19 protein-coding genes are annotated in these 19336 nt (G+C 39.9%); 13 read left to right on the top strand and 6 right to left on the bottom strand.

The window, feature by feature from the left end; all coding sequences use genetic code 11:
- Positions 1-353 precede the first annotated feature (353 nt).
- The gene (locus AC3CAU_RS02995) at positions 354-1697 is read left to right on the top strand and encodes a dicarboxylate/amino acid:cation symporter (RefSeq protein ID WP_424620994.1); all 1344 of its coding nucleotides are present in this window, start codon (positions 354-356) and stop codon (positions 1695-1697) included.
- 152 nt (positions 1698-1849) lie between these two features.
- Positions 1850-2992, top strand: a complete 1143-nt coding sequence (locus tag AC3CAU_RS02990; protein ID WP_447053301.1) for an acyl-CoA dehydrogenase family protein — start codon at positions 1850-1852, stop codon at positions 2990-2992.
- Between the two features lie 34 nt (positions 2993-3026).
- Here the strand turns inward: AC3CAU_RS02990 and AC3CAU_RS02985 are convergent, their stop codons facing one another.
- On the bottom strand, positions 3027-3545 hold the full coding sequence (locus AC3CAU_RS02985; protein ID WP_131215872.1) for a type 1 glutamine amidotransferase domain-containing protein: 519 nt from the start codon (positions 3543-3545) through the stop codon (positions 3027-3029).
- A 143-nt stretch (positions 3546-3688) separates the two neighbouring features.
- A complete protein-coding gene (locus AC3CAU_RS02980; RefSeq protein ID WP_447053300.1) occupies positions 3689-5410 on the bottom strand; it encodes a long-chain-fatty-acid--CoA ligase in 1722 nt (573 codons plus the stop codon).
- 452 nt (positions 5411-5862) lie between these two features.
- On the opposite strand from AC3CAU_RS02980, the gene pheA reads away from it, so the two are divergent.
- The 4 genes from pheA to AC3CAU_RS02960 all read left to right on the top strand — a co-directional run bounded on the left by pheA (position 5863) and on the right by AC3CAU_RS02960 (position 10894).
- Complete coding sequence (pheA, locus tag AC3CAU_RS02975; RefSeq protein WP_424621000.1) at positions 5863-6972, top strand: prephenate dehydratase; 1110 nt, start codon at positions 5863-5865, stop codon at positions 6970-6972.
- Positions 6973-7050: 78 nt separating this feature from the next.
- Positions 7051-8157, top strand: coding sequence for a histidinol-phosphate transaminase (hisC, locus tag AC3CAU_RS02970; RefSeq protein ID WP_447053299.1), 1107 nt, complete (start codon positions 7051-7053; stop codon positions 8155-8157).
- A gap of 3 nt (positions 8158-8160) precedes the next feature.
- Positions 8161-10407: a bifunctional prephenate dehydrogenase/3-phosphoshikimate 1-carboxyvinyltransferase gene (locus AC3CAU_RS02965; protein ID WP_447053298.1), complete on the top strand. Its 2247-nt coding sequence runs from the start codon at positions 8161-8163 to the stop codon at positions 10405-10407.
- 109 nt (positions 10408-10516) lie between these two features.
- Positions 10517-10894 (top strand): hypothetical protein, encoded by a 378-nt coding sequence (locus AC3CAU_RS02960; RefSeq protein ID WP_447053297.1) that lies wholly within the window; start codon positions 10517-10519, stop codon positions 10892-10894.
- 160 nt (positions 10895-11054) lie between these two features.
- Here AC3CAU_RS02960 and AC3CAU_RS02955 read toward each other — a convergent pair whose 3' ends face one another.
- Together AC3CAU_RS02955 and AC3CAU_RS02950 are read right to left on the bottom strand one after the other, a co-directional pair.
- Positions 11055-11495 (bottom strand): DUF2147 domain-containing protein, encoded by a 441-nt coding sequence (locus tag AC3CAU_RS02955; protein WP_447053296.1) that lies wholly within the window; start codon positions 11493-11495, stop codon positions 11055-11057.
- A gap of 368 nt (positions 11496-11863) precedes the next feature.
- The gene (locus AC3CAU_RS02950; protein ID WP_131215857.1) at positions 11864-12493 is read right to left on the bottom strand and encodes an alpha/beta hydrolase; all 630 of its coding nucleotides are present in this window, start codon (positions 12491-12493) and stop codon (positions 11864-11866) included.
- A gap of 124 nt (positions 12494-12617) precedes the next feature.
- Between AC3CAU_RS02950 and yaaA the strand changes: the two genes are divergently transcribed.
- From yaaA to AC3CAU_RS02925, 5 genes are all read left to right on the top strand, one after another.
- On the top strand, positions 12618-13400 hold the full coding sequence (gene yaaA / locus AC3CAU_RS02945; RefSeq protein ID WP_447053295.1) for a peroxide stress protein YaaA: 783 nt from the start codon (positions 12618-12620) through the stop codon (positions 13398-13400).
- A 187-nt stretch (positions 13401-13587) separates the two neighbouring features.
- Entirely contained in the window at positions 13588-13815 is a 228-nt protein-coding gene (locus AC3CAU_RS02940; RefSeq protein WP_131215853.1) for a hypothetical protein, read from the top strand.
- A 385-nt stretch (positions 13816-14200) separates the two neighbouring features.
- A complete protein-coding gene (locus AC3CAU_RS02935) occupies positions 14201-15523 on the top strand; it encodes an NCS2 family permease (RefSeq protein ID WP_424621011.1) in 1323 nt (440 codons plus the stop codon).
- 80 nt (positions 15524-15603) lie between these two features.
- Entirely contained in the window at positions 15604-16605 is a 1002-nt protein-coding gene (locus AC3CAU_RS02930) for an adenosine deaminase (RefSeq protein ID WP_447053294.1), read from the top strand.
- Between the two features lie 100 nt (positions 16606-16705).
- Positions 16706-17065, top strand: a complete 360-nt coding sequence (locus AC3CAU_RS02925; protein WP_250697847.1) for a hypothetical protein — start codon at positions 16706-16708, stop codon at positions 17063-17065.
- An 81-nt stretch (positions 17066-17146) separates the two neighbouring features.
- Here AC3CAU_RS02925 and AC3CAU_RS02920 read toward each other — a convergent pair whose 3' ends face one another.
- Positions 17147-17701, bottom strand: a complete 555-nt coding sequence (locus AC3CAU_RS02920; RefSeq protein ID WP_131215846.1) for a cytochrome b — start codon at positions 17699-17701, stop codon at positions 17147-17149.
- Between the two features lie 223 nt (positions 17702-17924).
- Between AC3CAU_RS02920 and AC3CAU_RS02915 the strand changes: the two genes are divergently transcribed.
- Together AC3CAU_RS02915 and rnhB are read left to right on the top strand one after the other, a co-directional pair.
- Positions 17925-18317, top strand: coding sequence for a hypothetical protein (locus AC3CAU_RS02915; protein WP_447053293.1), 393 nt, complete (start codon positions 17925-17927; stop codon positions 18315-18317).
- 64 nt (positions 18318-18381) lie between these two features.
- On the top strand, positions 18382-18960 hold the full coding sequence (gene rnhB / locus AC3CAU_RS02910) for a ribonuclease HII (protein WP_131215842.1): 579 nt from the start codon (positions 18382-18384) through the stop codon (positions 18958-18960).
- 66 nt (positions 18961-19026) lie between these two features.
- On the opposite strand, the gene csrA is transcribed toward rnhB, so the two are convergent.
- A complete protein-coding gene (gene csrA / locus AC3CAU_RS02905; protein ID WP_067723263.1) occupies positions 19027-19290 on the bottom strand; it encodes a carbon storage regulator CsrA in 264 nt (87 codons plus the stop codon).
- Between the last annotated feature and the right edge of the window lie 46 nt (positions 19291-19336).

Raw genomic sequence — 19336 nt, 5'->3', positions numbered from 1 at the left:
AATTCAAACAAAACTTGATGGGTCGAGTTTAGACCAATGTCTAATAAAAAATAGGCGATTATTTAGTCTAATTAACAAATAAGGGAGAACAAAAGCTAAAAAATTAGGTAAAATTTGACCTATGTTAGACCTTTGTTGCATTTCAATCCTGCTTATCTAACAGTTTTGAATTTGGAAAAGTTCAGAATATCGTGGTTTTAATCACATTTATAATACGTATTATTGTTCAGTATTGAATGAATTCAATGCTTTGGTGCTCTTTTGCTTGGCAAAAGGGTTTTGGGCTGTTTATTTGTTGAAAATAGACAAAAACTGAATATTTCTTATTTAGAAATATATCGTGAAGTAATGTCATGGCTAAAAAACCAATTTATAAGTCACTCTATTTTCAAGTGATTGTTGCCATTATTGCGGGTATTCTGGTGGGTCACTTTTCGCCAAGCGGAACGCAAATAATTAATGGTGCAGAGCAATATGTTCCAGGCTTAGGTGAACAACTTAAACCTTTAGGTGATGCTTTTATTCGTTTGATTAAAATGATCATCGCCCCAGTAATCTTCTGTACAGTGGTCAGCGGTATTGCTGGTATGGAAAGCATGAAGTCAGTAGGTAAAACTGGTGGCGTTGCTTTACTTTACTTTGAGATTGTATCAACCATTGCCTTACTCATCGGTTTATTGGTAATTAATATTGCCAAGCCGGGTGTAGGTATGAATATTGATCCTGCATCTTTAGACACCTCAGGTATTTCTAAATATGTAGAATCAGGCCAATCGCAATCGACTCTCGATTTCCTGATGAATATCATCCCGAATACGGTGGTGGGTGCATTTGCTGAAGGTGAAATTCTACAAGTATTGCTTTTCGCTATTCTGTTCGGTTTTGCGCTGCATAAACTTGGTGATGCCGGTAAACCAGTATTGAAACTGGTCGACCAAATTGCCCATGTATTCTTCAATATCGTAAACATGATTATGAAGTTAGCGCCGATTGGTGCGTTTGGTGCGATGGCATTTACTATTGGTAAATACGGTATTGGTTCACTGGCGCAGTTGGCCCAGTTAATCATCTGTTTCTACATTACTTGTCTGCTGTTTATTTTCCTAGTTTTAGGAACGATTGCGCGTATCTCAGGCTTTAGCATCATGAAAATGATTCGCCTGATTCGTGAAGAGCTGCTGATTGTACTGGGTACATCATCTTCAGAATCAGTATTGCCACGTATGTTGAAGAAGCTTGAACTTGCGGGTGCGGAAAAGTCGGTGGTGGGTCTGGTCATTCCAACAGGTTATTCATTTAACCTGGATGGTACGTCTATTTACTTGACCATGGCTGCAATCTTTATTGCTCAAGCAACCAATACGCCGTTAGATGTTGAACATCAAATTACATTACTTGTAGTGTTATTGATTTCTTCTAAAGGTGCGGCGGGTGTAACAGGTTCTGGCTTTATTGTGATGGCTGCGACCTTGTCTGCGGTAGGACATATTCCGGTTGCAGGTCTGGCATTGATTCTCGGTATTGACCGTTTCATGTCAGAAGCGCGTGCATTGACTAATCTGGTGGGTAACTCATTGGCAACTTTAGTGGTTGCAAAATGGGTCGGACAATTAGATAAAGACAAGCTTGATTATGCATTAGCAAATCCAGCTGAAATTGATAACATGATGGAAGAAGAAGTTAAGCCCCACGCTTAATTCTCTTTGACCTTAAAAGGGAAGCTTCGGCTTCCTTTTTTATTGACCCAAAAGTCATGAAATAGGGAGGCTATAGAACATGACAGATCTTTATAAAATGAATAGGATGGGGGGAGAGGAATAAATACAACAACCACATACAAGGATGCTATATGTTGGCTTATGATGCAGATTTAGAACTGTTTCGCGATAATTTTAAACGTTTTATGAATGAACATGTTGCACCTCATTATGAACAGTGGGAGCAAGAAGGCATTATGCCGCGTTCGATCTGGAATGCATTGGGCGAAAATGGTTTCTTGTGTGTCGATGTACCTGAGGAATATGGTGGTTACGGCGTTCCAACCCATTATTCACTGATGCTGGTTGAAGAGTCTGCACGCGCAGGGTTTAGCGCATTATCTACCGGTATTTCCTGTCATTCTGAAATTGCAGCGCCGTATATTTTGCATATTGGTAGTGAAGAGCAAAAGCAATACTGGTTGCCGAAAATGGTTTCTGGTGAAGTGGTCGGTGCCATTGGCATGACTGAACCGGGAGCAGGTTCAGATTTGCAAGCTATGCGTACCAATGCCATTTTTCAGGGTGATTATTACCTTTTAAATGGTTCGAAAACCTTTATTTCAAATGGTCAACATGCAGATATAGTGATATTGGCCGCAAAAACTGACCCGCAAGCACGTGCAAAAGGTGTGTCCTTATTGCTACTCGATACACATTTGGAAGGTTTTAAAAAGGGCAGCAACCTGAACAAAATTGGTTTGCATTCGCAAGATACCTCCGAATTATTCTTTGATAATATCCAAGTGCCAAAGGATCAATTACTCGGTCAGCCGGGTCAAGGTTTCGCCTATTTAATGCAAGAGTTACCACGTGAACGTACAGCGATTGCCTCAACAGCGATGGGTGCGATTCGTGGTTCAATTGATGTCACTGTTGCTTATGTAAAAGAGCGTCAAGCGTTTGGTCAGCCAATTAGTCAATTTCAGAATACCCGCTTTGTTTTGGCACAAGCGAAAATTGATGAACTGGCGACAGCCGCGTTTTATAACCAAAATGTTGAACTCTACATGCAAGGTAAACTCGATGTAGAAACTGCTGCGGCACTAAAAAGTTTTGCAACGGATATGCAAATGAAAATTGCTGATAACCTATTACAACTGTTCGGTGGCTATGGTTATATGACTGAATATCCAATTTCACGTTTCTTTGTTGATGCCCGTATTCAGCGCATTTACGGTGGAACCAATGAGATTATGAAAGAGATTGTGGCTCGCAGTATGTTGGGGCGTTAATCCATACAATAAAAAAGAGCCAGATGGCTCTTTTTTATTGATTCAATACCATCAGGCTTTCTTCGATAAAGGCGGGTAAATCTTCAGGCGAACGTGAAGAGATATACAAATTATTGTCATTCACGACTTCTACGTCGTAATACACCGCACCCGCATTGATCAGATCAGTAGCGAAAGTTTTAAGCGTAGTCATTAATCGTCCTTTAACTACTTTTGCGGTAATCAGTAGCTGGGGATTATGACAAATACTCATTATTGGCTTTTTTGCATGGGCAAAATTACGTATAAAATGAATAAAACGATCATCATTACACAGTCGGTCAGGTGAATGGCCACCAGGAATAAGTAAGGCGTCAAAATCATGCACTGAAACATCATCTATACTTTGGTCGATAGTCACTGCAAATTTACGCTTATTACCGTAGACAATATTGCCTGCTCTGTTTTCAATATTTAAAACGCTATGACGGGCTGCGCGAAAGGCCTGTACAGGTTCTGAGTATTCGATATCTTCAAAATCATGAGTCACTAAAACGGCGATTCTTTTTGACATTATTATTCTCCGAATTGCTTTATTAAAAGAATATAGATTAAAGCTTAAACTTTTGTGATGCACTTTGGTAAAGAGCTATTGCAAAAGGAAAAGCCCCGAAGACAGGGCTTCAGGGCCGGATTTAAGCGTGTAATGATTCGAATCTAAGCGATATTTTTTTGTTGCTCTGTTTGTCGAAGTTCAGCACGTAGAATTTTTCCGACGGTTGACTTGGGTAATTCACTTAGTATCTCAATGAATTTTGGGATTTTATAGGCCGTCAGGTTTTCTTTGCAGTGCTTTAAAATGTCATCAATAGAAAGATGAGGGTTGCTTAACGCAACAAAAGCTTTAACTGATTCACCTGTTTGTTTATCCGGTATGCCAATAACTGCAGCCTCAATGACATCAGGGTGTTCTACAAGAATGGCTTCAATTTCATTAGGATAAACATTAAAACCTGAAACAATCACCATATCTTTCTTGCGGTCTAAAATGTAACAAAACCCATCTTCATCAACTTTTGCGATATCGCCAGTATGTAACCAGCCATCTACAAAAGTTTCAGCGGTTTCAGTTGGGCGGTTTAAATAACCCAAGACAATTTGTGGTCCTTTCACACAAAGTTCACCGGCTTGACCCAATGGAACTTCCTGACCTTCTGCATTCACAATTTTAATGTCTGAGCCGGGGAGTGGGAAACCGACAGAACCTTGGCGAATTTCACTGATCGGGGGATGCAGTAACGCTGCACAACTGGTTTCAGTCATGCCAAAACCTTCAATAATTGTGCCGACTTTGACCTTCCAGTTTTCAGCAGTTGCAGGGCGAAGTGCCGTTCCACCTGAAATCGCACAGGTAAGTTTTGGTGGATTTTGTACAAACCAGTCCTCTGCCAAAAGACCTGCATATAAAGTATCTACCCCTGTTAGCCAAGTAACATTAAAATTCTCAAAAGCGGGTTTTAAATTGCTGACTGGGCGTGGTGATGGAATCAGTAAATTATGTGAACCACCTTCAAAGAACATCAGAAAATTTACACTAAAAGCAAAAATATGGTACAGCGGAATGGCAGTTAAAATGCAGTCCTGATTGTTAAATTCAGATTGATGCGCACGTAAATAATCACCGGTGATTTTGACCAATGAAGCTACATTTTGATGACTGATCACCGCACCTTTGCTACGTCCAGTGGTACCACCGGTATATTGATACAAAGCAATATCATGATGAATTGGAGTATAGGTGTCTAAAGTTTTGCCTATCTCCAAAGCATCGAAAAAGGTGCAATAGTTAATGGAGGGTTGTAGGGAACGATTTTGAGTTTCGGCATCTGCCTGCATTTTTTGTGCAATCATTCCTTTATAAGGCTCATCAAAAAACTCACTTAAACTTGCTGTGACCAATGCAAGCGATTTAAGTTGAGGATTTTTTTGAATGACCTGTTCTAAAGTCGCTAAAAATAACTCCGAAACGATTAGTGCTTTTGTGCCACTGTCTGTCAATTGGTATTCAAGCTCACGTGGAGTATAAAGCGGATTGATGTTGGTGATAATGAGCCCCGCTTTCCAGCATGCAAATACTGCAATCGGGTATTGCAACGAATTTGGCATTTGCAGACCGACTACATCGCCTTTTTTAAGATGTAGATGATGTTGTAAATAATTGGCAAATGCCGTCGATAAATCATCAATTTCCTGAAAAGTTAAAGTTTTGCTTAAGCCTACTGACAAGACCACACTAAATGCCGGTGATTGAGGAAAGTGTGCTGTGGTATGTGACAGTAACTCTGCAAGGTTAGATCGTACCTGTTCAGGCTGAAGTTGGTAGCCATGTAATGATGCAGGTAAATGTTTTTCCCATGGGCGCTGTGCGTAATGACTCATTGACTATCCTTAAACTTATTTTTAACTTTGTTTTGATTTTTATGTCAGTCCTGACATTGATCTTTTAACATCAAGTAAACCTGTATTTTTCACAATGATCAAATCTGCCAATTAATCTAACTGAAACAGAAAAATCTATAGAGAAAGAATGGGGATTAAGCGCTTTAAAATATGAGCTTATTTGCAAATACCGATAAATTCATTTAACCAAATGACATAAAATATGCATCACTATTTCAGATTTAAAAATATACGCCTGCTGCCAAGTTTTGACTCAATTGGCAAAAGCTGATTAATTTTAATAATTCATTTCAAAATGAGTAACAAGATAGTTGATGATTAAATCAACTGTATGTTTTTAAGACTGAATCAATCAAAGTCTTATTGCGTAACAATTGAAAGCTAACTATTGTTATACTGTTTGCATAATGTTTTCGAAGGGCGACATAACAATGATCAACGACGATCAAAACACAAAGACTTCTCTTGACCTTGCTCAAATTCGTGAGGATATTGATTCTGTAGATCAGCAGATTCAACAACTTATCAATCGTCGAGCGAAATTGGCAGAAGCAGTGGCAAAAGCAAAATTTGCTTCTGAAGAGAATCCGATGTTTTACCGTCCTGAACGTGAAGCGCAAGTTTTACGTAATGTTATGCAGCGTAATGAAGGGCCGTTATCTGATGTGACCATGGCACGTTTATTCCGTGAAATCATGTCGGCCTGCTTGGCGCTTGAAGCTCCGCAAAGTATTGCATTCTTGGGTCCGGTTGGCACTTTTACTCATTCAGCAGTCCTTAAACATTTTGGGCAAGATGCGATTGTCCGTCCCTTGCCAACCATTGATGAAGTGTTTCGTGAAGTCGAAGCAGGTAGTGCGCATTATGGTTTAGTGCCAGTTGAAAATTCATCTGAAGGCGTGGTCAACCATACTTTAGATTGCTTTAAAGCCTCACATTTAAATGTAATTGGTGAAGTTGAATTGCGTATTCATCACCAATTCTTAGTGTCATCTAATACCCGTAAAGACAGCATCAAACAGATTTATGCCCATCAGCAAACACTGGCACAATGCCGTGGCTGGTTAGATGCACACTATCCCGGCGTTGAACGTGTTGCCTTAAGTTCAAATGCCGAAGCGGCACGCCGTATTCGCAATGAATGGCATTCGGCTGCGATTGCATCTGAAGTGGCTGCCAGCCTTTATGATTTAGAAATCCTGCACGGCAACATTGAAGATAATCCTGAAAATACCACGCGTTTCTTGGTGATTGGGCGTGAAAAAGTACCACCAAGTGGCAATGATAAAACTTCATTGCTGATTTCTGCACATGACCGTGCCGGTGCTTTGCTGGAAATTCTGGCGCCATTTGCCAAACACAATATTAGCTTGACCAGTATTGAAACTCGTCCTGCATTGCCAGAAAAATGGGCCTATGTATTCTTTATTGATCTTGAGGGTCATGTGGAACAAGAAAACGTCAAAGCGGCAATTGAAGAAATTCGTCCTTTGGTGAAAGAAGTTCGAGTCTTGGGTTCTTACCCGATTGCAGTACTGTAAATCTTACCCATTAAAGCAGTGGTCAATTTTAAAGTGAGGTTGACCACGTTTATCACTTGAAATAACTGGAAGAGTAACATGTCGTTTGTCCCTGCCAATGAAGGAATCTCAAAGTTAAAGCCTTATCAACCAGGTAAACCCATTAGTGAACTTGAGCGTGAGTTAGAGATTACTGATATTGTTAAATTGGCCTCAAACGAAAATCCGTTGGGCTGTTCTGATAAAGTCAAACAGGCTGTGGCTGCTGAACTGGCAGAAATCGGACGATATCCGGACGGTGGCGGTTTTATCTTAAAAGACCAGATTCAGGCACAATTTGCTGTGACTGCTGACCGGATTACTTTAGGGAATGGTTCAAACGACTTGCTTGAAATGTTTGCCCGTGCATTCGTTTCTTCAAGCGATTCTGTAGTGTATAGCCAGCATGCGTTTGCGGTATATGCTTTGGTGACTCAAGCGATTAATGCAGAAGCGATTGAAGTGCCTGCAAAAGGCTTTGCCCATGACTTGGATGCTATGGCAGCGGCAATTAAAGACAATACCAAACTTGTATTTATTGCCAATCCAAACAATCCGACGGGAACTTGGTTTGAAGAAGCTGAATTTGAAGCCTTCATGCAAAAAGTTCCGGCTAATGTGATTGTGGTTCTGGATGAAGCCTATGTGGAATATTTCCCCGAAAACTTTAATAGCCTGAAATTCTTAGAACAATATCCAAACATTATTGTCAGCCGTACCTTGTCTAAATGTTATGGCTTGGCAGCATTACGTGTTGGTTTTGCCTTGGGATCGACAGAAGTGACCGATTACCTGAACCGTATCCGTCAGCCGTTTAATGTCAATCATCTGGCAATGGTCGCAGCTGTAGCCGCATTGAAAGATGAAGATTTTATTGAACAATCGCGTATTGTCAATAAAGCGGGTATGAAGCAATTAGAGCAAGGCTTTGATGCGCTAGGTTTAAATTATGTGCCTTCACGCGCTAACTTTATTTTAGTCGATGTACAGGCTGACCCTGCGCAGACTTTCACTGCATTGTTGAAAGAAGGTGTCATTGTGCGTCCAGTTGGAATTCCAAATCATCTTCGTGTATCGATTGGTACTGAAGCTGAAAATGCCAAGTTCTTGACAGCACTTGGCAAAGTATTGGATTTGACCAGCAGTGCGGTAGAGGAAAAAGCCTAAGTCATGTCTCAGCCACTGTTTGAAAAAGTTGCCTTTATTGGGCTTGGGCTGATTGGCTCAAGTTTGGCTCGTGTGATGATTGCTGAAAAATTGGCAAAGCAAATTGTTGCCTCAACGCGTTCGCAAAAAACCCTGAATGATGCAAAAGCACTTGGCTTGATTCAGGAAGGCTATAGCAATCCTGTCGATGCCGTGCAAGGTGCCGATCTGGTGGTTTTGGCTTTGCCGGTTCGCGCAACGCAAAAAGTACTGGAAATTATCCAGCCGTATCTGTCAGAAAAAACCATCATTACCGATGTCGGTAGCACCAAAGGCAATGTAGTCGATGCTGCAAAAGCGGTATATGGTGAAAACCTGCCAGAAGGTTTTGTACCGGGTCACCCAATTGCAGGTGCAGAACATACTGGTGTACATGCAGGTAAAGTTGATTTATTTGCCAACCATAAAGTCATTTTGACACCGCTACCTACGAGTAGCGACTGGGCCGTGGATAAACTGATTCAACTGTGGCAAGCTGCAAAAGCAGAAGTGATTTGTATGGATGTGGACAAGCATGATGAAGTGCTGGCCCATACTAGCCATCTTCCGCATTTAATGGCCTTCAACCTGGTTGAGCAACTGGCCAACCGTGAAGATAATCTCGACATTTTCCGTTATGCTGCCGGGGGCTTCCGCGATTTTTCACGCATTGCCGCCAGTGATCCACAGATGTGGCATGACATCTTTTTTGCCAATAAAAAAGCGATTTTAAATGCGGTCGATGGTTTTGAGCTACAACTGACTCAAATCCGCAAACTGATTGAAAATGAAGATTCCAAAGCATTAATAGGATTGCTTGAACATGCCCAAGCGGCACGTCAGCATTTTAATCATATGCTTTCTAAGAAACCTTTGATGGAGAACGATAAAGTGACACAACAATTTACCATTTTGCCGGGTGCTAAAAAATTCCAAGGTAAATTTACCGTGCCAGGGGATAAATCTGTCTCACACCGTTCCATCATGTTTGGTGCGATTGCTGAAGGTACCACGCACGTGACCGGTTTCTTGGAAGGTGAAGATGCATTGGCAACGCTTCAAGCATTCCGTGATATGGGTGTCAGCATTGAAGGGCCTAAAAATGGTGAAGTGACTATTCATGGTGTCGGTATGAATGGTTTGAAAGCACCTGCAAGTGCCTTATACATGGGTAACTCGGGTACATCAATGCGTCTGCTCGCCGGAATGTTGTGTGCACAAAAATTTGATTCTGTGATGACCGGTGATGCATCGCTGTCGAAACGTCCAATGGAACGTATTGCTAAACCGTTACGTGAAATGGGGGCACAGATTCAAACCACAGGTGAACGCGGTACACCACCAGTATCAATTACCGGTAGCCAAAACCTTAAAGGTTTTCACTACGACTTACCTATGGCATCGGCTCAGGTAAAATCAGGTATTTTACTGGCAGGTCTTTGGGCAAATGGTGAAACTTCAGTGACAGAGCCAGAACCGACCCGTGATCACTCTGAGCGTATGCTTCGTGCATTCGGTTATGAGGTGAAAACGGAAGGTAACCGCATTTCATTGCAAGGTGGCGGCAAGTTGGTGGGTACCGATATCCAAGTGCCATCCGATATTTCATCTGCGGCGTTCTTTATGGTCGGTGCAGCTATTACCGAAGGTTCTGATGTTACTTTAGAAGCGGTAGGGATTAACCCAACGCGTACCGGTATCATTGAAATTCTGAAACAAATGGGTGCAGATTTAACGGTGGAAAATGAACGTATTGCTGGTGGTGAGCCAATTGCAGATGTGCGTATCAAAGGCTCGCGTACTTTAAAAGGTATTCATATGCCGGAAGATCAGGTGCCATTGGCGATTGATGAATTTCCGGCACTATTTATCGCGGCTGCATGTGCAGAAGGCCAAACCATTTTGACCGGTGCTGCTGAACTTCGCGTAAAAGAGTCAGACCGTATTCAGGTGATGGCTGATGGTTTGCAAACCATGGGTATCGACTGCACACCAACCGATGATGGCATCATCATTGAAGGTAAGGGTAAATCAGGTGACTGGTCTGCAATTTTCACTGGCGGTGAAATAGAATCACATCATGACCATCGTATTGCCATGAGTTTTAGTATGGCAGGCTTGCGTACCTCCGGTGAAATCAAAATTGTTGGTACAGAAACGGTAGCCACCAGTTTCCCGACCTTCACTGAATTGACCAATCAAGCCGGATTAGAGATTCTAGTCAGTGAGTAATTAGTCTAATTTTGTATATTTATCAGAAAACAGCCAAGCTTTTGCTTGGCTGTTTTGTTTTTATTGCTTATTCTAAAACCATACAACAAGAATGCCTTTGGATAGAAAGATGAGAAAATTACAATTTACTGCAAACTGTGAAAAGCATAACCATGTGTCGCAGCAGTCCAATGATTGTCATGTGACTCAGGAATATGTCGCAGATCTTTTATCTAAAGAATTAGGGCAATATGGTTTTCAAACCTTGTCACAAAGTGGTGATCAGGTTGCGGTTAGTGTAGACAATCAATCCTTGCCTTTATCGGTCACTTGCCAGAGTCATGATGCAGAAGGGCATTTAGTCTGTGAAATTACTTCGTACCCAGATGAAGCGCAGGATTGGCTAGATCGGATTACTGAACAAAGTTTATTGAACCAGTTGGCGCAAGCGGTTGAAAACACTTTGAAAGAAGATGAATCATTTAGTGGGTTTGAATGGAAAGGTTAATTTAAGCTGAATTTTCAGGGTAAAAATTAAAAGTGGCAGATATAGCTCAGGTGTGATATCTGCCACTTTTTTACTTGAGATCAACAGTATTAAATTAATAATATAAAAATCAATCATTTTGAGTAAAACTGATTATTAATATTATACTTTCATTGGCATTTTATTCCACACGGAGCCAAGTTTGGCTGCGTCCAACGGCAGAAACCCCCATATAGCCGCGGAGAAATAATTTTTTCCCAGAAGCATTGAGTTTGCCTTTAAGTTTGTAAATTTTTCCTGAGACAGGATCGAGAATTTTTCCATCTGTATAGTTAACTTGGTCGACAGACTTCAAGTTACTAATGACTTGCATACCAATAATAGGCTGATTGGTATAAGGTGCAGGGCAGTTGGTACAAAATTCTTTTGGTGTATAGCCTTGGCGAGGAGTGGCTTTGAGTACCTTACCTGCGTATGTGCCATCGACTTGCTGCTCAATTTTAACCAAACCCTTGGCTTCCCCTGTTTTATCATCCATATAGCGCCAAACACCTTCAATATTTTGTGCCATAGCTGAAGAACAGAACAAGCTAAGCGCAATAATCCCAAAAATAGTTTTCATAATATCCCTTTAAAACAGCAATCAAATTTACGTCTAAACAGGAGCCTTATCCGACTCATGCAGTGATTATATTATTCATGGATTATGTTATGAATTGCAATAAAGCTTAAATATTAAGCTGTTTAGCATTTTATTATATTATTGAAATAAAGGAAGTAATTTATTGAAAATAAGGGGAATAATAGCTTTTTAAGAAATTTTTGAGATATGTATGCAGTTGGGAGGAAGTTTGATAGAGAATTTTTCTTTTAGACACTAAGAAAAAGACTCAGAAGTATTCTAAGTCTTTTTCCAATAAATAAATATCAGCATAGGCCAAAATTGATTTGGCACGCAATGGCACTGCTGAGTTGTTTATTAAGAGGCAGTTAAGCCACCAGATAGCGTGAAATCGCGATACGCAATTGCTTTAAATATCCAGTAAAAAAGTGGTTTGCACCCGGCAGAATCGTCAATAAATGACGTTGTGGTTTTGCCCATTCAATCAAATCTGACAATAAAGTAACTTCATCGGCTTCCCCATGAATAAACAAAATATCACCTTTGATAGCGGGGGTAACATAATGACGTAAACCTGCCACGGTTGCTGTGGGTAAACCGCATAAAATCAATTGTTTAGGCTTTATTTCATCTTGCAGACTGTGGTAGCTTTTCGCCATGACATGGGCACCAAAACTAAAGCCGCCGGCATAAAAAGGCAGGTTGATATGCTTGTTGCGAATTTGTTTAATGGTTTCTAGAACATCATCAGTTTCGCCAAAACCTTCATCATGCAAGCCTTCACTTTGGCCTGAACCACGGAAACTAGGACGATACACAATACAACCGCGTTCAAGAAACATTTGAGCAAGAAGTGTGGGGACCTTATGCTGCGGCGTTCCGCCCTGCAATGGGTGGGGATGACATACAATCGCGAATCCTTTCACTTCACCCTGAGGATAATCAACAAAAATTTCAAGTTGACCAGCAGGACCTTGAATGAAAATTTGCTCGGACATATAACAACCGATGAATAACAGGAGAATGAGGTATTTTACCGATAATGTTCAGTAAAAACACAGATTGGAAATAAAATAAGTCTACTGTTATAGTCTGTTTAATTATTTTTTGATCAGGTTGTTTATGCTCGCCCTAGTTTCTCCTGCCAAGACTTTAGATTATGAATCTGCATTACCCACTGATACGTATACCTTACCAAGATTGCTGGAACATTCACAAGAACTTATAGACGTAAGTCGTAAACTGACTGCTGCAGATTTATCCAGTTTAATGAGCGTGAGTGAAAAAATTGCCAAATTGAATGTTGAACGCTTCAATGACTGGCAATCTGAGTTAAACTTTTCTAACTCACGTCAGGCTTTATTTGCCTTTAAAGGAGATGTGTATACCGGTTTAGATGCCTATAATCTGAATGAGCAACATATTGAATTTGCACAAAATCATTTGCGTATGTTGTCTGGGCTTTATGGTTTATTGCGTCCTTTAGACTTGATGATGCCGTATCGTTTAGAAATGGGCACCAAATTGAACAATCCGCGTGGTCATAACTTGTATCAATTCTGGGGCGATCGAATTACCCACTTAATCAATGATGATCTAGAGCAGGCGAATTCGGAATTATTGGTGAATATTGCGTCTGATGAATATTATAAATCGATCATTGAACGCAAAGTTAAGGCCGAAATTATTAAGCCAGTTTTTCTTGATCAAAAAAATGGAAAATACAAAGTCATTAGTTTTTATGCCAAAAAAGCACGCGGTTTGATGGCGCGATATATTATCGAAAACCAGTTAAATCAGGCGGAAGACTTAAAGTCATTTAATAGCGAAGGTTATTATTTTGATGCTGAAAGTTCACTCAACGGTGAATTGGTATTTAAGCGTGATAAACAACCCGCGGCTTAAGTTTGTTTGGGTTAGTCATAAAAATCCTGAAACTGATCGGGATTTTTTGGTTTAGAAATAACGTATTTAATTATTAAATATGGATATTAAAGTAAAAAAGATGATTTTAAAAGTGTGATTTTAATCACACTTTATTGTGGTTATTTGTTATGATGATGAAAAGCTTTCTAAATAATAAAATTTTCTTATGAATAAGTTATTAATTTCCATCATCATTTTTGCCGTGATAGTGCTCGGATATTGGGTCTATCAGGATTCGGAAATGAAAAAAAAGAAAGAAGTTAATCAGCTGATGCAGGATGCCCATCAGTCATTCAATATTGTCGATGCCCCTCTCCATAATCTTATTCTTAATAATGACAGTGAACCCGTTTCAGTTCATTCTTCAGCTCACTTTACTGCTAAATCCAGTTAACTTTAGTCGTTAAATGCTGATTAATAAATTTAAAACGATAGATATCTTGTTGAACTTTATAGAATAATAAATTTTAGAAACAATAAAAAATCATTGTGCTATAATTTGCCGCGACCATAATTAAATCATTCTATTTATTTTTTAAGTATATGATTTATTTGAAACAAGTAGAGCTGCATAACATTTATGCAGCTTTTTTGTTTTACAGTTTTTGTCATCTGGCTGTTTTATACCCGATGAAAAGTTGTTCAATCTACTTGTTTTAAAATTAAAATATGGCATATCAATTGCTTGGATATCTATAAAATTAATGATGATTCAATTTAGCAGATCATTAATTTTATAGCGTGCTGACAGCATAAAGTTTACTTACCGGGGTAAAGTCATGACGACTCCTAATCCATCTTCAGAGAATATGCTTGAACGCTTATTTAAGTTAAGCGAAAACAAAACCAGTTTTCGTACAGAAGTTCTTGCAGGTGTAACCACTTTCCTAACGATGTGTTACATCATTATTGTCAATCCAATGATTTTGTCCGAAACAGGCATGGATCATGGAGCTGTTTTTGTTGCAACCTGTCTGGCAGCCGCAATCGGTTGTTTGGTGATGGGACTTATTGCAAATTATCCAATTGCACTCGCGCCGGGTATGGGTTTGAATGCTTACTTTACCTATTCAGTATGTATGGGGATGGGCGTGCCTTGGCAAACTGCACTTGCTGCGGTATTTGTTTCAGGCTTGGTATTCATTGCCATCAGCATGTTTAAAATTCGTGAAGCCATTGTCAATGCGATACCAATGTCATTAAAACTGGCAATTGGTGGCGGTATTGGTATGTTCCTTGCGCTGGTTGCCTTAAAAAATGCCGGTATTATTGTTGATAACCCTGCAACCTTAGTCGGTTTGGGTGATTTAAAACAACCTTCAGTACTTCTGGCTTTGCTTGGCTTCTTAATGGTTGTAGTAATGCACCAGTTTAAGGTGCGTGGCGCAATTATTATCAGTATTTTAGTGATTACTGCCATTGCTACAGCATTGGGTTATAACCAGTTCCAAGGTGTGGTAGGACAAATTCCATCTCTTGCTCCAACATTCTTGCAAATGGACTTTGAAGGTTTGTTTACTGCAAGCCTGGTCGGAGTCATTTTTGTATTTTTCCTGGTCGATTTGTTCGACTCAACAGGAACTTTGGTGGGTGTATCGCACCGTGCAGGTTTATTAAAAGATGGCAAATTACCGCGTTTGAAAAAAGCACTGTTTGCGGACTCAACAGCAATTGTTGCAGGTGCGGCACTCGGTACATCTTCAACAACGCCTTATATTGAGTCATCTGCTGGTGTTGCGGCAGGTGGTCGTACTGGCTTAACAGCGGTTGTAGTGGGCATTATGTTCTTGTTATGCCTGTTTTTAGCACCACTTGCGCAGTCAGTGCCAAGTTTTGCTACAGCACCTGCATTGCTATTTGTCGGTGTATTGATGATTCAGGGTATCGTTCATATTGAATGGGATGATATTACTGAAGCAGTACCTGCGTTTTTGACCATTGTATTTATGCCATTTGCTTATTCAATTGCAGATGGTATTGCAATGGGGTTCATCAGCTATGCGTTGATCAAACTATTTACAGGTAAAGCGAAAACTGTTCCATATATGGTATGGATTGTTGCTGCACTTTGGGCATTGAAATTTGCTGCATTTGGTGGCTAACTCACCAAATTCACAGTAGGGTGTAAACTCAAGTTTGCACCCTTTTTTATTTTTTGAAAAAAGTTTTATAAGGATAAAATATGAATCAGATTGAGCTTATCCAAGCGCTGCCAAAAGCAGAGTTACACGTACATATTGAAGGGACTTTTGAGCCTGAACTGATGTTCGCCATTGCTCAACGTAACCATATTGATATTCCGTATAAATCTGTAGATGAAGTGAAGCAGGCCTATAATTTCCATAACCTGCAATCGTTCCTCGACATTTATTATGCAGGTGCAAATGTTTTGGTGGTCGAACAAGACTTTTATGATCTGGCGATGGCATATTTTGAAAAGTGCGCTGCAGATAAAGTCGTGCATACTGAAATGTTCTTCGATCCACAAACACATACTGATCGTGGGATTGCATTTGCAGTAGTCATCAATGGTTTGCAACGTGCCTGTGATGAGGCAAAAGCAAAATTCGGCATTACATCGCATTTAATTATGTGTTTCTTGCGCCATCTAAGTGAAGAAGCGGCATTTAAAACCTTAGAACAAGCTTTGCCCTTTAAAGATCAAATTATTGCTGTAGGGCTGGATTCAAGCGAAGTAGGGCATCCACCTGCTAAATTTGAACGAGTATTTGCCAAAGCACGTGAAGAAGGCTTTTTAGTGGTAGCGCATGCCGGTGAAGAAGGTCCAGCTGAATACGTTTGGGAGGCTTTAGATCTGCTTAAAGTAAATCGAGTGGATCATGGAGTACGTTCAGAAGAAGATCCGAAACTGATGCAACGTTTAATTGCTGAAAAAATGCCTTTAACGGTGTGTCCTTTAAGTAACTTAAAGCTTTGCGTCGTCGATGATATGGCAAAACATAATATTCGTCGTTTATTGCAACAAGGTGTGCATGTAACTGTAAATTCAGATGATCCATCATATTTTGGTGGATATATGAACGACAACTTTATTGCGATTGCTGAAGCTTTAGATTTATCCAATAATGAACTGAAGCAATTGGCTAAAAATTCGTTCGAAGCATCATTTATTTCTGATGCAGAAAAACAAAAATGGTTTCAACAGATTGATGCTTTGGCCTAATCTTTTCTTTTAAAAAGTACTTCAAGATTGAGTAGATTTATTCATTAATCTGCTCAATTATTATGTAAAGAATATTGCGTGTAAAGCGTTAGGTTATATTTTGAAAAAGAGTCTTTGCTGGATAGTTGTTATTGCTTTGTTGATTGGTTCTGTAGCAGTTTTTGCAATGGATAAAAACTCTACTTTAACCCAGAAAATGTTAAAGCCAGTGGTAGAGCAGGCATGTAAAAGTGAATTGAATGATTCAAAAATCTGGCAATCAGCTGCCTTATTTATGAGTATGGAGCGTCAAAGTTCTGTGCAAAGACAAATCTGTGGTTGTGTCAGTGACAATGCGCTGAATGATGTGTCTGCGAAAGATTTGGCGATGGCATCCGTCAGCGAAGCTGCAAAAGATAGTCTGATTAAACAAGCCGTTTTAAATAGCGTGAAGGGTTGTGCTCAAGCAGCCCTGAAATAAGCTTGAACACAAGAAAAAGCCGCATCTGTGAAAAGAATGCGGCTTTTTTTATTGAATGTGTCTAGTCCTGAAATAGGTTTACTATTTTTCTTGTCGCATCATACTGCGTAAAATATTGTCTTTATCTATAAAATGATGTTTTAACGCAGCGGCAATATGACCTATCACCAGAAAACCGGCAAACCACGACAAATAAATATGTACAGGCTTAACAATGGCTAAAAGTTCGGGATTATCTTGAACAAGACGCGGAATTTCAAATAAATATAAAACAGGTGCAGGATGTCCGGCACTCCAGCTAAACAAACAGCCGGTAATCGGTAACGCAAGCAACATTAAATATAAAGCCAAATGCCCAAGATGTGCCAAAATTTTCATGAATGGCGACATAGTGTCTGGCAGTTGTGGAACAGGGTGGGTATAGCGCCAAAACAGACGAATCAATACCAGAAATATAATTGTTGTCGCGATGTTCTTATGTAAGGTGATGACTTGACCTTTAAAACTACCATTCACATCATAGCTTAAAAAATTTCCGCTATAAAAACCAATTAACCATGCGGCAATAAAAATAATAGCCATCAGCCAATGAAGCATTTGGGCTGTACGCGTATAGTATGGTGAAGTGTTTGTCATGTTATACCAACATGTAATTTATAAGTGTGCGTATCCTAATCAAATAACATATTTAAAAAAATGGGGAAGATGGAACGAAGCGTATAATTCTTGCAACGCTGAAAGCTGCATGGTTTTTAGACAGACAAGCCGCACATGGAAAATTCATTTGAAATATAGATTTCTTCTAGGGGAAAGTTTCGGCAGAATATGCCCAACAGATTTTATAACAAAGGATTTAACTGTGAAAAAATTAATTGCTGTGCTTGCACCTTTAACTTTAGCTCTTAGTGCATGTATGTCAACTGGCACAACGACAGGTACAGCGGGTGCAACAGGTACGCAATCCGCAACTCAGCAACTGGGTAATGCTGCACTTAAAATTGCCATCAATGCAAAATGTACAACTGAGTTGAATAATATTGCGGCATGGCAAACGGCCACTAAATTGATGACTGCAACTCAAAAACAAAATATTCAATCTGAAATTTGTGGTTGCGTTAGTGAAAAAGCACCGCAAAGTGTAACAGCGGTAGATTTGGCAACCGCAGCAATTGACCCGGCGGCACGTAATACCATTGTTTCAAATGCAGTGACTAAAAAAATTAATGCCTGTGTTGCGGAAGCAGTGCAATAATCGTTAATAAAGTAATAAATAGGCTGACTTGTTCAGCCTCTTTTTTTAGGTAGGCAGACAAATTATGAAAATTGCTGGTGCAGATGAAGCAGGACGTGGTCCACTTGTAGGTTCAGTTGTTGCAGCTGCAGTCATTTTAGATCCCAATAATCCTATTGAGGGCTTAAATGATTCAAAAAAACTCACTGAAAAAAAACGTGAAAAGTTATTTGTAGAAATACAGGAGAAAGCCTTGGCTTGGGCTATTGCTGAAGCAAGTCATAAAGAAATTGATGAGATTAATATTCTTCAGGCATCATTATTGGCTATGCGTCGCGCTGTAGAGGCTTTAAGCATTCAACCTGAACATGTACTGGTGGATGGTAATAAAGTTCCACTAGGATTAATGATGAGCTGTGATGCAATAGTGGGTGGCGATGCCTTACATGCAGAAATTTCAGCTGCCAGCATTTTAGCCAAAGTCACGCGTGATCATCAGATGGTAGAACTTGATCAGCAGTATCCGCACTTTGGTTTCGCTAAACATAAAGGTTATCCAACCAAAGCCCATTTTGAGGCGATTGAGCAACATGGTGTTATTGATCAGCATCGTCGCAGTTATGCGCCAGTGAAAAAAGCCCTGGCTTTGCTTGAACAAAACTAAAAACGAATAGCCAGATAAATTTAAAGCGGCTTATGTAAGCCGCTTTAGGGAAAAAACATTTAATTTTTAACGATTAAAGTCATTCTGGGTATTCTGTGGGAAATTATCTTCTTCAAAAGAAGGTTGATAATCTTGATCGAGATGTTGAAGATGTTCGTGCATAGCGCGTTCATGTTGAATTCGTTGGTAAATTTCTTCACGATGAACGGATACTTCTTTTGGAGCATTTACGCCAATACGAACTTGATTTCCTTTAACACCAAGTACAGTTACACTGACCTGGTCCCCAATCATTAATGTTTCTCCGACACGTCTAGTCAGAATCAGCATGTTTATCTCCTTGCAAAATGCTAAACCTGCAATTGATCTAAAATGT

It is taken from the genome of Acinetobacter sp. GG23 (assembly GCF_057766365.1).
This window is presented reverse-complemented; position numbering and strand designations above follow the sequence as displayed.

Bases quoted from the DNA above. Each gene is read 5' to 3' on its own strand.
- hisC (WP_447053299.1), top strand. From the start codon at position 7,051: ATGTCGTTTGTCCCTGCCAATGAAGGAATCTCAAAGTTAAAGCCTTAT.
- yaaA (WP_447053295.1), top strand. From the start codon at position 12,618: ATGCTCGCCCTAGTTTCTCCTGCCAAGACTTTAGATTATGAATCTGCA.
- AC3CAU_RS02965 (WP_447053298.1), top strand. From the start codon at position 8,161: ATGTCTCAGCCACTGTTTGAAAAAGTTGCCTTTATTGGGCTTGGGCTG.
- AC3CAU_RS02995 (WP_424620994.1), top strand. From the start codon at position 354: ATGGCTAAAAAACCAATTTATAAGTCACTCTATTTTCAAGTGATTGTT.
- AC3CAU_RS02935 (WP_424621011.1), top strand. From the start codon at position 14,201: ATGACGACTCCTAATCCATCTTCAGAGAATATGCTTGAACGCTTATTT.
- rnhB (WP_131215842.1), top strand. From the start codon at position 18,382: ATGAAAATTGCTGGTGCAGATGAAGCAGGACGTGGTCCACTTGTAGGT.
- AC3CAU_RS02920 (WP_131215846.1), bottom strand. From the start codon at position 17,701: ATGACAAACACTTCACCATACTATACGCGTACAGCCCAAATGCTTCAT.
- AC3CAU_RS02980 (WP_447053300.1), bottom strand. From the start codon at position 5,410: ATGAGTCATTACGCACAGCGCCCATGGGAAAAACATTTACCTGCATCA.
- AC3CAU_RS02985 (WP_131215872.1), bottom strand. From the start codon at position 3,545: ATGTCAAAAAGAATCGCCGTTTTAGTGACTCATGATTTTGAAGATATC.
- AC3CAU_RS02960 (WP_447053297.1), top strand. From the start codon at position 10,517: ATGAGAAAATTACAATTTACTGCAAACTGTGAAAAGCATAACCATGTG.
- AC3CAU_RS02930 (WP_447053294.1), top strand. From the start codon at position 15,604: ATGAATCAGATTGAGCTTATCCAAGCGCTGCCAAAAGCAGAGTTACAC.
- AC3CAU_RS02940 (WP_131215853.1), top strand. From the start codon at position 13,588: ATGAATAAGTTATTAATTTCCATCATCATTTTTGCCGTGATAGTGCTC.
- AC3CAU_RS02990 (WP_447053301.1), top strand. From the start codon at position 1,850: ATGTTGGCTTATGATGCAGATTTAGAACTGTTTCGCGATAATTTTAAA.
- csrA (WP_067723263.1), bottom strand. From the start codon at position 19,290: ATGCTGATTCTGACTAGACGTGTCGGAGAAACATTAATGATTGGGGAC.
- pheA (WP_424621000.1), top strand. From the start codon at position 5,863: ATGATCAACGACGATCAAAACACAAAGACTTCTCTTGACCTTGCTCAA.
- AC3CAU_RS02950 (WP_131215857.1), bottom strand. From the start codon at position 12,493: ATGTCCGAGCAAATTTTCATTCAAGGTCCTGCTGGTCAACTTGAAATT.
- AC3CAU_RS02955 (WP_447053296.1), bottom strand. From the start codon at position 11,495: ATGAAAACTATTTTTGGGATTATTGCGCTTAGCTTGTTCTGTTCTTCA.